Below are 13213 nucleotides of genomic sequence, written 5' to 3'. Positions count from 1 at the left end.
TATTCTGATGCACAGATCGGGAGGGCTGAGATGCGCATTCCCGAACCCCGTTTCAGACATATCGAAGGATCGACCCGATGGCGGATAATGTATCCACTGTTGCAGTTACACAGCCAAACGCGCTTACTGGAATTTTCGAACGTTTCGCTCCGCCTGTTCGCGAACCGAGCGCGCTGCGGAAGGCCATTACCGCCGCTTACCGCCGCTCCGAGCCGGAATGCCTTGCGCCGCTGCTGGATGAGGCAACGGTTAGCCAAGAGCAATCCGACAGCATCCGCGCCACGGCGAAAAAGCTGATCGAAGCCTTGCGCGCCAAGGCCAAGGGAACAGGCGTCGAGGGACTGGTGCAGGAATATTCGCTTTCCAGCCAGGAAGGCGTGGCGCTAATGTGCCTTGCCGAGGCGCTGCTGCGCATTCCAGATACAGCCACACGTGACGCGCTGATCCGCGACAAGATCGCCACCGGCGACTGGAAATCACATCTCGGCGGCGGAAAGTCGCTCTTCGTCAATGCCGCGACCTGGGGATTGGTGATTACCGGCAGGCTGACCTCGACCGTCAACGACAAGGGGCTTTCGGCAGCGCTGACCAAGCTCATCTCCCGCGCTGGCGAACCTGTCATTCGCCGGGGCGTAGATATGGCGATGCGGATGATGGGCGAGCAGTTCGTGACTGGTCAGACGATCCAGGAAGCGATCAGCCGTTCGAAACCGATGGAGGCGCAGGGCTTCCAATATTCCTACGACATGCTGGGCGAAGCCGCGACGACCGAGAAGGATGCGGAGCGTTACTACCGCGATTACGAGCAGGCGATCCATGCCATCGGCAAGGCTTCCGCCGGGCGCGGCGTTTATGGTGGCCCGGGCATTTCCATCAAGCTCTCCGCCCTCCACCCGCGTTATTCGCGCGCTCAGGCCGAGCGGGTGATGGCGGAACTGCTGCCACGCGTGAAATCGCTGATGGTTCTGGCCAAGGGCTACGACATCGGCCTCAACATCGATGCGGAAGAGGCCGACCGGCTGGAGCTTTCGCTCGATCTCCTCGAATCTCTGGCGATGGACCCGGATCTCGGCAAATGGGAAGGTTTGGGCTTTGTGGTTCAGGCCTACGGCCGCCGCTGCCCCTTTGTGCTGGATTACATCATCGACCTCGCCCGCCGGGCCAATCGTCGCATCATGATCCGGCTGGTGAAGGGGGCCTATTGGGATGCGGAAATCAAGCGCGCGCAGCTTGAAGGTCTGGAAGACTTCCCGGTCTTTACGCGCAAGGTACATACCGACGTGTCCTACATCGCCTGCGCCCGCAAGCTGCTGGCTGCCCGCGACGTGATTTTCCCGCAGTTTGCCACCCATAACGCGCAATCGATGGCGACGATCTATCATCTTGCCGGGCCGGACTTCAAACTCGGCGACTACGAGTTCCAGTGCCTGCATGGCATGGGAGAGCCGCTTTACAGCGAAGTGGTCGGCAAAAAGAACCTCGACCGACCGTGCCGTTTCTATGCGCCGGTCGGCACACATGAGACGCTGCTTGCTTATCTCGTTCGTCGCCTGCTGGAAAACGGCGCGAACTCGTCCTTCGTCAACCGCATCGCCGATCCGAACGTGCCGGTCGAAACCCTGCTGGACGATCCAGTTGCCGTGGTGAAGGCCATGCCTGTTCCCGGCGCACAGCACGACAAGATCGGCAAGCCGGATGCGCTTTATGGCACTCGCCGCAACTCGGATGGCACAGATCTCGCGAACGAGGATGCGCTTTCAGCACTGAGCAAAGCGCTGAAGGAAAGCACCCGGATCGACTGGAAGGCGGCGACGGATTATGCCTCAGGCGAAGTGCGGCCTGTCACCAATCCCGCAGATCGCGACGATATCGTGGGCTTTGTTACCCAGCCGACCGAGCAGGATGTAGCGAAGGCACTCGAGATCGCAGCCAGCTCCCCGTGGCCGCAGACCAGCGTCGAGACGCGCGCCTATTGCCTTGAGAAAGCGGCCGATCTGATGCAGGAGAGGATGCCGATCCTTCTCGGCCTCATCATGCGCGAAGCCGGAAAATCCGCGCCGAACGCCATCGCGGAAGTGCGTGAGGCCATCGATTTCCTGCGGTATTATGCAGCGGAAGCCCGTAACACATTCGGCCTTCTGCAACAGCCGCTCGGCCCCATCGTCTGCATCAGCCCCTGGAACTTCCCGCTCGCCATTTTCATCGGCCAGGTGGCGGCAGCGCTGGTGGCGGGCAACCCTGTGCTGGCCAAGCCTGCGGAAGAAACGCCGTTGATTGCGGCAGAAGGCGTGCGTCTACTGCATGAAGCGGGTGTTCCCGCCGATGCGGTGCAACTCCTGCCGGGCGCCGGACAGACCGGGGCGCAACTGGTTGCCGCGTCGCAGACCGCAGGCGTGATGTTCACCGGATCGACCGAGGTAGCGCGCCTGATCCAGAAGCAGCTATCGCAACGCATTACGAGCGATGGCCGGACCATTCCGCTGATTGCGGAAACCGGCGGCCAGAATGCAATGATCGTCGACTCGTCTGCGCTCGCCGAGCAGGTGGTGGCGGATGTGATCGCGTCTGCCTTCGACAGTGCCGGTCAGCGTTGCTCGGCGCTACGCGTTCTCTGCCTTCAGGACGATGTGGCCGACAGAACGCTGACGATGCTGAAAGGTGCGCTGCATGAGTTACGCATCGGCAGGACGGACCGGCTTTCCGTCGATGTCGGCCCTGTCATCACCGCGGAAGCAAAAGAGAACATCGAAAAGCATATCGAGACGATGCGCGGGCTTGGCAACAGGATCGAACAGATTGCGCTCTCGGGCGGGACGGACAAGGGCACTTTCGTTCCCCCGACCATCATCGAGTTGAAGTCACTGTCCGACCTGAAGCGCGAGGTCTTTGGGCCAGTGCTGCACGTCATCCGCTTCAAGCGCGAGAAGCTCGATCAACTGATCGACGATATCAACGCCACCGGTTACGGCCTGACCTTCGGCCTGCATACGCGCCTCGATGCGACGATTGCGCATGTATTGTCACGCGTGAAGGCAGGCAATCTCTACGTCAACCGCAACATCATCGGCGCGGTCGTGGGCGTCCAGCCGTTTGGCGGGCGCGGCCTTTCCGGCACCGGCCCCAAGGCAGGCGGACCACTTTATCTTGGTCGCCTGACGCGGATTGCGCCGGTGGTTGAGCGCACCGGCCAGCAACAACACCCGGCTTCCGCCGATTTCGCACACTGGCTGGATGGCAAGGATGAAACGCAGGCGGCGGAGGTGGTTCGCACATCTGCGTATGTTTCCGGTCTGGGCTTTGAAACCGAATTTGCCGGGCCTGTCGGCGAGCGTAACCTTTACGCGTTGCATTCGCGAGGGCGAGTCCTGCTGGTGCCAGATGCGGTTCAAGGCCTGTACCGCCAGCTTGCCGCCGCCCTTGCCACCGGCAACGACGTCGTCATCGACAAGGAATGCGGTTTGGAGCAAGCGCTTTCCGGCGTGCCAGCCTCTGTTGCGGGCCGCATTCAATGGTCGAGCGATTGGGAGAGGTCCGGCCCGTTTGCCGGTGCGTTGATCGAAGGTGATGCCGAGCGTGTGCGAACAGTCAACAGCCGGATCGCAGCGCTGAACGGCCCGCTGGTTCTGGTTCAGGCCGCATCATCGGAAGAAATGCAGGGCGTCATGCAGCCTTATAATCTCAACTGGCTGCTGGAAGAAGTCTCCGTCAGCGTCAACACCACGGCTGCGGGCGGCAATGCCAGCCTGATGTCCATCGGCTGAACGACAAAGGGCTGGCAGAAATCTTCCTGCCAGCCCTCAACGATCACTTTAAATCGGTGGTGTTTACTCGATGTCGAAAGAAACGCCCTGCGCCAAGGGAAGCGCCTTGGAGTAGTTTACCGTATTGGTAGCGCGGCGCATGTACGCCTTCCAAGAGTCAGAGCCCGACTCACGGCCGCCGCCGGTTTCCTTTTCGCCACCGAAGGCACCGCCGATTTCGGCGCCGGACGTACCGATATTGACGTTGGCGATGCCACAATCCGAGCCGTCAGCTGCCAGGAAACGCTCGGCCTCCTGTAGGTCCTTGGTGAAGATAGAGGATGACAGGCCTGCCGCAACGGCATTGTGCTCGTCAATCGCCTGATCGAGATCAGAGTATTTCATCACATAGAGGATCGGTGCGAAGGTTTCGTCAAGAACCGGCCCTACCTGCTTCGGCATTTCCACCAGCGCAGGCTTCACATAATAGCCATTGGCAGCACCGGTATCGACACGCTCGCCACCGGCAACCACGCCGCCATGCGCCTTTGCCTCGGCAAGAGCCTTCTGCATGCCGTCGAATGCAACCTTATCGACCAACGGGCCGACGAGTGCGGAGCTTTCCAGTGGATTGCCGACGGATACCGAGGCATAGGCCTTCTTCAAACGCGGCACGAGTTGATCGTAAACGCTGTCGTGAACGAAGAGCCGACGCAGGGTGGTGCAGCGCTGGCCAGCCGTGCCCATGGCACCGAAGGCGATGGCGCGCAGAGCCATGTCGAGGTCAGCGGATGGGCATACGATACCGGCGTTGTTGCCGCCGAGTTCCAGAATGGCGCGGGCGAAACGCTTTGCCAGACGCGGACCGACATCGCGGCCCATGCGGGTGGAGCCGGTTGCGGAAACAAGCGGCACCTTGGGGTGATCGACAAGCGCTTCACCCACGGTTCGATCACCGATGATGATCTGGCTGAGGTTCTCCGGGGCATCGCCGAAGCGGGCAACGGCGCGCTCGAAGATACCCTGCACGGCAAGCGCCGTCAGCGGTGTCTTTTCCGATGGCTTCCAGACGACAGAGTTGCCGCAGACGATGGCGAGCGCCGCATTCCACGACCAGACGGCAACAGGGAAGTTGAAGGCGGAAATGACACCGACGACGCCGAGCGGATGCCAGGTTTCCATCATGCGATGGCCGGGGCGTTCCGTTGCAATCGTCAGGCCGTAAAGCTGGCGTGACAGACCGACCGCGAAATCGCAGATGTCGATCATTTCCTGAACTTCGCCGAGACCTTCAGACGGGATTTTGCCTGCTTCGAGCGAGACGAGACGACCAAGATCGGTCTTGAAGGCGCGCAGTTCTTCGCAGAGAAGCCGGATCAGCTCGCCACGGCGTGGCGCGGGCACCAGACGCCATTCGCGAAACGCAACATCCGCCTTATCGACGATGGCAGCAACATCGCCTGCCGAAACAGTCTTAAGGCTCGCGACCTGTTCACCCGTAACGGGGCTGAACGATGCCATATCGCCGCCCTGATAGAGTGCGGACGGAACGCCCATCTTTTCGAGCAGGGCTGCGGCTTCTTTCACGACATCCACTTTGGCGGCTGTTGCAGTCATCTGATTGTCTCCTTGGACGGCCATTTCATTCTTGTTCAAGATCATATACGTCTGCAATAGCCCATTTCCAATGACGAAAGCGGGTGAGTTGATGCGAGGCGGGAATGGATACGCGCAGACGACTGGTTCCGGATATCATAACCTTGCAGGCTTTCGAGTGCGCTGCAAGGCACGGCAATTTCACGCGGGCAGCAGAAGAACTCAACCTTACCCAGAGCGCCATCAGCCGCCAGATCAGTGATCTGGAAGCGCAGACCGGAATGCTGCTCTTTGAGCGCATTCGCCGCCGCGTTGTGCTGTCCGAAGCGGGCCGCAAGTTCCTGCCGGGTGTGCAGAAGCTTCTCCAGCAATCCGAACAACTGATGGTGCGCGCCGTGACCGCTGGCACCTCCAGCGCATCGCTATCCGTCGCGACACTTCCAACCTTCGGAAGCCGGTGGCTGACCCCTCGCCTTCACAAATTCATGGCGACACATCCCGATACGGTTTTAACAGTGGGTTCGCGCTCGCATCCGTTCGATTTCGATGAAGAGGGCTTCGATATTGCCATCCACTATGGCCAGCCAGTATGGGCGCACGGTACTTGCACGTTTCTGTGCAATGAAATTATCGTGCCAGTCGCCTGTCCCGCGGCAATAGAGATGCATCGACCAGAAAGCCACGTCGATCTGCTCAAGCATCCGCTGCTGCATGTCACTACACGACCCAAGCTTTGGACGGAATGGTTCGAGATGAATGGCATTGCTTCCGATGAAGCCTACCGGGGCAATCGATTCGATCAGTTCTCGATGCTGATCGAGGCTGCCGTCAGCGGTCTGGGATTTGCACTTCTACCCAAGTATCTGATCGAAGCAGAGCTGAAATCGGGACAATTGGTCGTCGTTTTCGATGTGCCCCTGCAAACAGACAAGAGCTATTACATCGCCATGCCGGAAGGACGGCGGGATAACGTGCTGGCGCAGGCGTTTCAGACATGGCTGCTGGATCAGGTAGGAAACCCAGTCTGAAACACCTGCTCCACTCGGTTTTCAGTCTTAGCTCAATCCTGGAAGTTTAGGTCCGACAGGCACAATTTGCGTCGGGTTGAGTGCTTTTATGGAATAATATCCACGCTTTATGTGGTCGATATTGACCGTTTCACGCACGCCTTCAATTTCCAGTAGCCGCATCATGTGCGCGTAAAGCGCGGGGTAATCTGCAATGCGTCGAAGATTGCATTTGAACAGGCCATGATACGCCGCATCGAAGCGCACAAGCGTCACGAAGAGACGTATGTCCGTTTCCGTCAACCGTTCGCCAAAGAGATATGGCCCCTTTGCAGCAAGGCGCGCCTCCAGTTCGTCCAGCGTCTGGAATACGTCAGCGAAGGCCTCTTCATAGGCAGCCTGCGTCGTCGCGAAACCTGAGCGGTAAACGCCGTTGTTGAGCCGAGGATAAATGCGGTCGTTCAGTTCATCGATTTCGGCAGCGAGATCGGCGGGATAGAGATCGTAGGTATTATCTGCCAAGTCTCCGAAACCGGAATTGAGCATTCGCAAAATGTCGGCTGACTCATTGTTGACGATGGTCTGCCTCTTCTTGTCCCAAAGAACCGGCACGGTTGCCCTTCCCGTGTAATTTGGAGCGACCGATGTGTAGATTTCGTGCATGTATGTGGCACCGTTGAGCGTATCGCGGTCGGCACCCGGATAATCTCCGAACCGCCAGCCCTGATCAGATAGCGCCGGCTCAACAATCGAAACCGATATTGCATCTTCCAAGCCCTTCAGCTTGCGCCCGACAAGGGTTCGCGATGCCCATGGGCAGATGAGCGCGACATAGAGATGGTAGCGGCCGCTTTCTGCTTCGAACCCGCCCTCGCCCGTCGGACCCGCAGAACCATCGGGCGTGACCCAGTTTCGAAAACCGGATATCTGCCGAACGAAGCCGCCCTTTTCGTCAGTCGCCTGTACGGGCTGCCAATCCGCCGTCCACTTGCCATCCACCAGCATCGCTATCTCCAGAAACATCTTAAGTCGATCGACTTATGATGCCTTCAAGGGCGGGTGAACAAGCGAGCGTTTTGTTGACACAGTGTTTGATGTTCGGATGATCACAGCCGGTTACGGAAAAATGGATTCCATCTGACAAGACCCAGCCGAATCTTCTCCCGCACCATGGTCAACAAGCCAGCACCGGCAATAACCACCAGTCCAAATATCGCGAGTTTGTCAGGATATTCACCGAAGAAGAAAGCGCCGATGCCGACTGCCCAAAGTATTTGCGAATAATGAGACGGTGCAATCTGGCTGGCAGGAGCGATTTTCGTAGCCGTCAGAAGTGTGAGCTGGCCGAGAGCCGTGCATATACCAATGAAGATGAACGCACCGATCTGGTGCACGTTCGGGGTCTGAAAGGTGGGGATCGCCGCAATTCCGTTGAAGGTCAAACCATAGATCAACAAGACCCCCATGATGGAGGTTCGCTTTTCCCTACCGGCCAGAGATCGGAGAATAACGATTGTCATTGCCGCGAGCAGAGCGACACCGATCGCAGCGAGATGGCCAAGCTCCAATGTCTTAAAACCGGGACGGACGACCAGAAAAACACCGACGATGCCTGCCAGCACCGCCGACCATCTCCAGAGACCGATATCCTCCTTGAGAAGCAACGCAGACAAGATCGTCACGAAAAGCGGCGAGAGAAAAATCAGCGCATACGCTTCCGCCAGAGGCAGGGTCGTAAAGGCATAGATACCGAGGATACCCGCAAAAAGCCCTGAAATGGCGCGGCCATGGACCGCCAACGGCCTGTCCATGCGCCAAAACTCGCGCCAGCGTTCGTGTTTCGGCTTCGTAAAGAATATGACCGCCGCTGACGACAATATGCTGAAGAAGCCGATCTCGAAAACGCTGACCTGATGGCCGAGCGACTTGATCGTCGCGTCTCCCCAGGAAAAGCTGGCGTAAGCAAGCAATCCTAGCAGAAAACCTTTGTGCATGACGAACCGATCCGAACGGGAAACTGGCGGGCGAGAGACGCGGGCACAGTTCTCCACCGGCAACGATACCGGCAAAGCAAATCAAAAGGGATGAGGACTTCCTCACGGAAAGGGTTACGCCTGGAAGGCTGAAGTCACAAGGCTAGAAAACGCAAAAAGCGTCCCGTATTTCTGACAACGCTAAACGAATTCCGGGTCGATGGTGTAAAGCTCATGCGCACGTGCAAAACCGCGCAAGGCATATCGGCCAATGGAGACCATGAGCTTTCTCATTTCTTCCGGACATTTGGCGGCAAATTCCTTTGACATGACCGTATCTCGGTCCACCGAGCCGCATAGGCCCTCTATGCGGCTGACCATATTGACTGCGGGACCGACCACAGTGAAGTCGAGCCGTGTGCGACTGCCGATATTTCCGTAAAACACTTCTCCGACATGGAGACCCAGATAGATGTCTGTGGTGGGAAGCCCCTCGAGCCGTCGCCGGTTGTTGAGAACGGCGAGATTGGTTCGCATCGTCATTTCGGCGGCCAGGGCGGCAGCGCAATCGTCGCGCTGATCGCCGCTGCGGAAGATCGCCAGAACACCGTCCCCAATCAATTTCAAAACACTACCACCGTGCGCGTGAATGGAATCGATGACGAGACCCGCGTAATCGTTGAGAAACGGAATAATCTGGTCCGGCTCTGCGCGGTCGGATATGCCGGTAAAGTCGCGCAGGTCAGAGAACCACAATACGGCATCGATCCTCTCCACCTCACCGCGAGAAATGGTGCCGCTCATTACCTTTCGCCCTGCGTCGCGCCCCAGATAGACGTCGGTAATCGTGCCGATGATGCGCATGCAACATGCCGTCTTCACCGCCAGCGCAAGGGTCGGCAGCAGTATTCTCAATGCCGCAAGCTCGTCGTCGTGGAAACCCTCGGCGTGCCGCGTTAGCCAGCGGGAGTAAAATGCACTCATCTCACCTATGCTGCCGCGTTCGGTGAAACGATGAATGGCAGCGATATAGTCCGTGTGGCCTGCAGCCTTAAGCTCGGCAAGCTTGTAGAAATTGGCCTCCTCATCGAGATACAGACGACGCCGGACTTCGTGCCCGTTTTCCTTGATCAAATGAAAGAAAACCGAGTTCTCCCAATCTTCTTTGGCCGATCCCTCATCCGTAAAATCATAAACGCTGGAGGACTTGAATTCGTCACGGCTATCCCACTGAAAGGCATGCCCTTCGAAATCCGGATGGAGCGTGTCCATCAATATCAAAGCCGATGAAATCGATATTCCCGCCGCATTACATCTCTCACAAAAACCTGAGAGCAAAACGTCTTCAGCAGTGCCCTCATAGCCCTGCTGGGAAAGCCACAGCGAAATATCCTGAAGGCGAGATTGCTCTATCATGAGGGTTTCCTGGATACGCGTGGCCCAAAGGCGGGTTCGTTCAACAAACAGAATCGTCGGAAAAGCATTTTGGTTCGCGTCATCTACAACAATTTCTCGGAATCGTCGTTGAAAACCACCTGCACGCTTGGACATGACGGCGAACGCGGCTAAACAGCTATCCGAAATGACGATCCTGAAGCAACTTGGGTCACTCCGCTTGCTCTTATTCCGAAAGGCACACAAATGCGCATTGTAATGATCGGGTCTGGTTATGTCGGCTTGGTGTCTGGCGCGTGTTTTGCCGATTTTGGACATGACGTGGTCTGCGTCGACAAGATGCCGGAGAAAATCGAGGCACTGAAAAACGGTCAGATTCCGATTTTCGAGCCTGGCCTCGATGCCATCGTCGCCAGCAATGCCAAGGCGGGTCGCCTGAGCTTCACGACTGAACTGAAAAGCGCCGTTGCCGATGCAGACGTGGTCTTCATCGCCGTCGGCACACCATCTCGTCGCGGCGATGGTCATGCCGACCTCGGCTATGTCTACGCAGCAGCACGCGAGATCGCCGCATCCATTACCGGCTTTACCGTCATCGTCACCAAATCCACCGTGCCGGTTGGCACCGGCGATGAGGTGGAGCGCATCATCCGCGAGGAAAATCCGGCGGCTGACTTCGCGGTTGTGTCCAACCCGGAGTTTCTGCGGGAAGGTGCAGCCATCGATGATTTCAAGCGCCCGGATCGTATCGTCATCGGTCTTTCCGATGAGCGCGCTCGCCCGGTGATGACGGAAGTCTATCGTCCGCTCTACCTCAACCAGTCACCGCTGTTGTTTACCACCCGTCGCACGTCCGAGCTGATCAAATACGCCGGGAACGCCTTCCTTGCCATGAAGATCACCTTCATCAACGAAATGGCGGACCTGTGCGAAAAGGTTGGCGGCGATATTCAGGATGTTTCGCGTGGTATCGGCCTCGATGGCCGTATCGGTGCAAAATTCCTTCATGCCGGTCCCGGCTATGGTGGCTCCTGCTTCCCCAAGGATACGCTGGCTCTCGCGAAGACGGCACAGGACCACGACAGCCCTGTTCGCCTGATCGAGACGACAATTGCTGTCAACGACAGCCGCAAGCGCGCCATGGGCCGCAAGGTCATCGCAGCCGTAGGCGGCGATATTCGCGGCAAGAAGATTGCGGTTCTCGGCCTCACCTTCAAGCCGAATACGGACGACATGCGCGACAGCCCTGCAATCGCCGTCATTCAGACGCTTCAGGATGCGGGTGCCAAAATCACGGGCTATGATCCAGAAGGCATGGCCAACGCCAAGCATTTGATTGAGAACATCGAATATGCCCAGGGACCGTACGAGGCAGCGCAGGATGCGGATGCGCTGGTGATCGTCACCGAGTGGAACCAGTTCCGCGCGCTCGATCTCGACCGCCTAAGAACGAGCATGAAGAGCCCGGTACTTGTAGACCTGCGCAATATCTATCGACCGGAGGAGGTAACGGCGCACGGCTTCACCTATTCCAGCATCGGTCGCGCGGAATAAGCGTAGGAAGGCACATCTGACATGCGTTATCTCATCACTGGCACTGCGGGTTTCATCGGCTTTCACCTTGCAAAACGCCTTCTGGACGACGGCCATTTCGTCGTGGGCTTCGATGGCATGACGCAATATTACGATGTTGCTCTGAAGGAAAAACGCCACGCGATCCTCTCCCGCTCCAACGGCTTCAAGGCATCCATAGGCATGCTCGAGGACGCCGACGCGCTGAACCGTGCCGCCGATCTTGCAGAGCCGGAGGTGATCATCCATCTCGCGGCGCAGGCGGGCGTTCGTTACAGCATCGAATGCCCCAAGGATTACGTAAACTCCAATCTCATAGGTTCCTGGAACATTCTGGAGCTTGCCAAGAACCTTAAGCCGAAGCATCTGATGCTGGCGTCGACATCGTCGATCTACGGTTCGAACGAAAAGGTTCCGTTTGCCGAAAGCGACCGCGCCGACGAGCCTATGACCATTTATGCGGCGACGAAGAAGTCCATGGAACTGATGGCTCACAGCTATGCCCATCTCCACAAGGTTCCGACGACCGCGTTTCGCTTCTTTACGGTCTATGGTCCGTGGGGTCGTCCGGACATGGCGCTGTTCAAGTTCGTGGATGCGATTTTGAAGGGCCAACCCATCGATATCTACGGCGAAGGTCGGATGAGTCGCGATTTCACCTATATCGATGATCTGGTCGAAGGCATCATCCGCCTCAGTCACATCACGCCCTCGGAGGACAATCGCGTTACCGAAGATGGCGTCACGGACACGCTGTCGAAGCACGCGCCCTTCCGCGTGGTGAATATCGGCGGCGGACAGCCAGTCGAATTGATGCGTTTCGTTGAGACGGTCGAGAATGTCCTTGGCGAAAAGGCAATACGCAATATGCTGCCTATGCAGCAAGGGGATGTGCCGCGCACCTATGCTTCGCCGGATCTGTTGCGTGCTCTGACTGACTACGCGCCGGAAACGCCCGTCGAAACGGGCGTCGAGAAATTTGTCGAATGGTATCGTGGCTTGAAAGCGGAAGCATAAGCTTCCGGACCGTTAGCCTTCGGCCTCGCCATTTTCGCCATTCTGCAACAGACCTGCGATTGCTGCGCAGTTCGGATCGCTGGTGTCGAGAAGTGATACCGGCGATGTCAGGCCGAAGCTGAAACCTGCGATGGTGGCGATTGCCCAGGCCGGATCTTCCCCAGCCCGGTTCAAAAGCTTGGGTGCCTGCGCCGAAACGCATTGCTGTGACTGCTGGATAAGCTGGGTAGAGGCATTCGCACGGTCGAGACGCTCGCGAACTTCCGCCTGAAGCGGATCGACCACGAAAAGAGTAACAAACCAGGCAACAATATCTGCAAACATAGAAAAACCTCTGCACACACGGCGTAATGTCGGAAGAGGTCCGACATCGTGAAAGCGCCGGGACTTTCACCAGAGGGGCCCGGACCAGCGGGTCAGGGCAGATGTGGGATCGCGCCTTTCTTCTTCAAGATGGGCGTGATGAAATTTTCTGCTCACTGCTCAGCCGTGGCAAACAGTTCTTCGAATCTAGATCTGGCCCGTGATGGAAAATCGATGTCGCGATAGCTTTGAGGCAACGTTGCTTCTCCGACCTTGATCAGCATTACCATGCCCATGCCGTAATGCGGCGAGCATTTGATGCCGTAAAAGCCCTGAGTATCGAAGGTGATTTCGACCTCTTCGTTGATCTTGCCTTTGAAGCCTTCCGCGCCATCCGGCACCATGCCGTCGATGGTCGCGGCATTGTGGCTCTTGTTGGTGGCGATGAATTTCACCGTGTCGCCGGGCTTTACGACGAGAAAGTCCGGTTCGAAAACCATAGAACCTTTTTCACCCCGATTGAGCATTTTGACTTCAAGTGTTTCGGCCAGAACAGAGTAGGACGTTGCAACCAGAACGAATAGGGTCGCGACGACATGCACGACAGTTT

At 57.6% G+C, this 13213-nt stretch carries 10 protein-coding genes; 4 read left to right on the top strand and 6 right to left on the bottom strand.

The genetic code is table 11. The annotated features are described in order from the left end of the window. The first annotated feature begins 77 nt into the window (after positions 1–77). Positions 78–3761, top strand: coding sequence for a trifunctional transcriptional regulator/proline dehydrogenase/L-glutamate gamma-semialdehyde dehydrogenase (gene putA / locus G6L28_RS18095; protein WP_174065222.1), 3684 nt, complete (start codon positions 78–80; stop codon positions 3759–3761). A 63-nt stretch (positions 3762–3824) separates the two neighbouring features. Here the strand turns inward: putA and G6L28_RS18090 are convergent, their stop codons facing one another. Beyond that, on the bottom strand, positions 3825–5357 hold the full coding sequence (locus tag G6L28_RS18090) for an L-piperidine-6-carboxylate dehydrogenase (RefSeq protein ID WP_174065221.1): 1533 nt from the start codon (positions 5355–5357) through the stop codon (positions 3825–3827). A gap of 104 nt (positions 5358–5461) precedes the next feature. Here G6L28_RS18090 and G6L28_RS18085 point away from each other — a divergent pair, with 104 nt between their 5' ends. After that, positions 5462–6364, top strand: coding sequence for a LysR family transcriptional regulator (locus tag G6L28_RS18085; protein ID WP_174065220.1), 903 nt, complete (start codon positions 5462–5464; stop codon positions 6362–6364). A gap of 27 nt (positions 6365–6391) precedes the next feature. On the opposite strand, the gene G6L28_RS18080 is transcribed toward G6L28_RS18085, so the two are convergent. The 3 genes from G6L28_RS18080 to G6L28_RS18070 form a co-directional block, all read right to left on the bottom strand. Further along, positions 6392–7348 carry a glutathione S-transferase family protein gene (locus G6L28_RS18080; protein ID WP_174065219.1) on the bottom strand — a complete coding sequence of 319 codons (957 nt, stop codon included), beginning with the start codon at positions 7346–7348 and terminating at the stop codon, positions 6392–6394. A 101-nt stretch (positions 7349–7449) separates the two neighbouring features. After that, the gene (locus G6L28_RS18075) at positions 7450–8337 is read right to left on the bottom strand and encodes a DMT family transporter (RefSeq protein ID WP_174065218.1); all 888 of its coding nucleotides are present in this window, start codon (positions 8335–8337) and stop codon (positions 7450–7452) included. A gap of 180 nt (positions 8338–8517) precedes the next feature. Next, on the bottom strand, positions 8518–9732 hold the full coding sequence (locus tag G6L28_RS18070) for an adenylate/guanylate cyclase domain-containing protein (RefSeq protein ID WP_202033721.1): 1215 nt from the start codon (positions 9730–9732) through the stop codon (positions 8518–8520). Between the two features lie 225 nt (positions 9733–9957). Here G6L28_RS18070 and G6L28_RS18065 point away from each other — a divergent pair, with 225 nt between their 5' ends. Together G6L28_RS18065 and G6L28_RS18060 are read left to right on the top strand one after the other, a co-directional pair. Beyond that, a complete protein-coding gene (locus G6L28_RS18065) occupies positions 9958–11265 on the top strand; it encodes a UDP-glucose dehydrogenase family protein (RefSeq protein ID WP_174065217.1) in 1308 nt (435 codons plus the stop codon). A 21-nt stretch (positions 11266–11286) separates the two neighbouring features. Then, the gene (locus G6L28_RS18060) at positions 11287–12300 is read left to right on the top strand and encodes an NAD-dependent epimerase (RefSeq protein ID WP_174065216.1); all 1014 of its coding nucleotides are present in this window, start codon (positions 11287–11289) and stop codon (positions 12298–12300) included. 12 nt (positions 12301–12312) lie between these two features. On the opposite strand, the gene G6L28_RS18055 is transcribed toward G6L28_RS18060, so the two are convergent. Together G6L28_RS18055 and G6L28_RS18050 are read right to left on the bottom strand one after the other, a co-directional pair. Continuing rightward, positions 12313–12624 (bottom strand): hypothetical protein, encoded by a 312-nt coding sequence (locus tag G6L28_RS18055; RefSeq protein ID WP_174065215.1) that lies wholly within the window; start codon positions 12622–12624, stop codon positions 12313–12315. A gap of 152 nt (positions 12625–12776) precedes the next feature. After that, positions 12777–13205, bottom strand: coding sequence for a pseudoazurin (locus tag G6L28_RS18050; RefSeq protein WP_337795777.1), 429 nt, complete (start codon positions 13203–13205; stop codon positions 12777–12779). Between the last annotated feature and the right edge of the window lie 8 nt (positions 13206–13213).

Origin of the sequence: Agrobacterium larrymoorei, from assembly GCF_013322225.1 — a bacterium.
In the GTDB taxonomy this organism is placed as follows: domain Bacteria; phylum Pseudomonadota; class Alphaproteobacteria; order Rhizobiales; family Rhizobiaceae; genus Agrobacterium; species Agrobacterium larrymoorei_A.
This window is presented reverse-complemented; position numbering and strand designations above follow the sequence as displayed.

Bases quoted from the DNA above. Each gene is read 5' to 3' on its own strand.
- putA (WP_174065222.1), top strand. From the start codon at position 78: ATGGCGGATAATGTATCCACTGTTGCAGTTACACAGCCAAACGCGCTT.
- G6L28_RS18090 (WP_174065221.1), bottom strand. From the start codon at position 5,357: ATGACTGCAACAGCCGCCAAAGTGGATGTCGTGAAAGAAGCCGCAGCC.
- G6L28_RS18085 (WP_174065220.1), top strand. From the start codon at position 5,462: ATGGATACGCGCAGACGACTGGTTCCGGATATCATAACCTTGCAGGCT.
- G6L28_RS18080 (WP_174065219.1), bottom strand. From the start codon at position 7,348: ATGCTGGTGGATGGCAAGTGGACGGCGGATTGGCAGCCCGTACAGGCG.
- G6L28_RS18075 (WP_174065218.1), bottom strand. From the start codon at position 8,337: ATGCACAAAGGTTTTCTGCTAGGATTGCTTGCTTACGCCAGCTTTTCC.
- G6L28_RS18070 (WP_202033721.1), bottom strand. From the start codon at position 9,732: ATGATAGAGCAATCTCGCCTTCAGGATATTTCGCTGTGGCTTTCCCAG.
- G6L28_RS18065 (WP_174065217.1), top strand. From the start codon at position 9,958: ATGCGCATTGTAATGATCGGGTCTGGTTATGTCGGCTTGGTGTCTGGC.
- G6L28_RS18060 (WP_174065216.1), top strand. From the start codon at position 11,287: ATGCGTTATCTCATCACTGGCACTGCGGGTTTCATCGGCTTTCACCTT.
- G6L28_RS18055 (WP_174065215.1), bottom strand. From the start codon at position 12,624: ATGTTTGCAGATATTGTTGCCTGGTTTGTTACTCTTTTCGTGGTCGAT.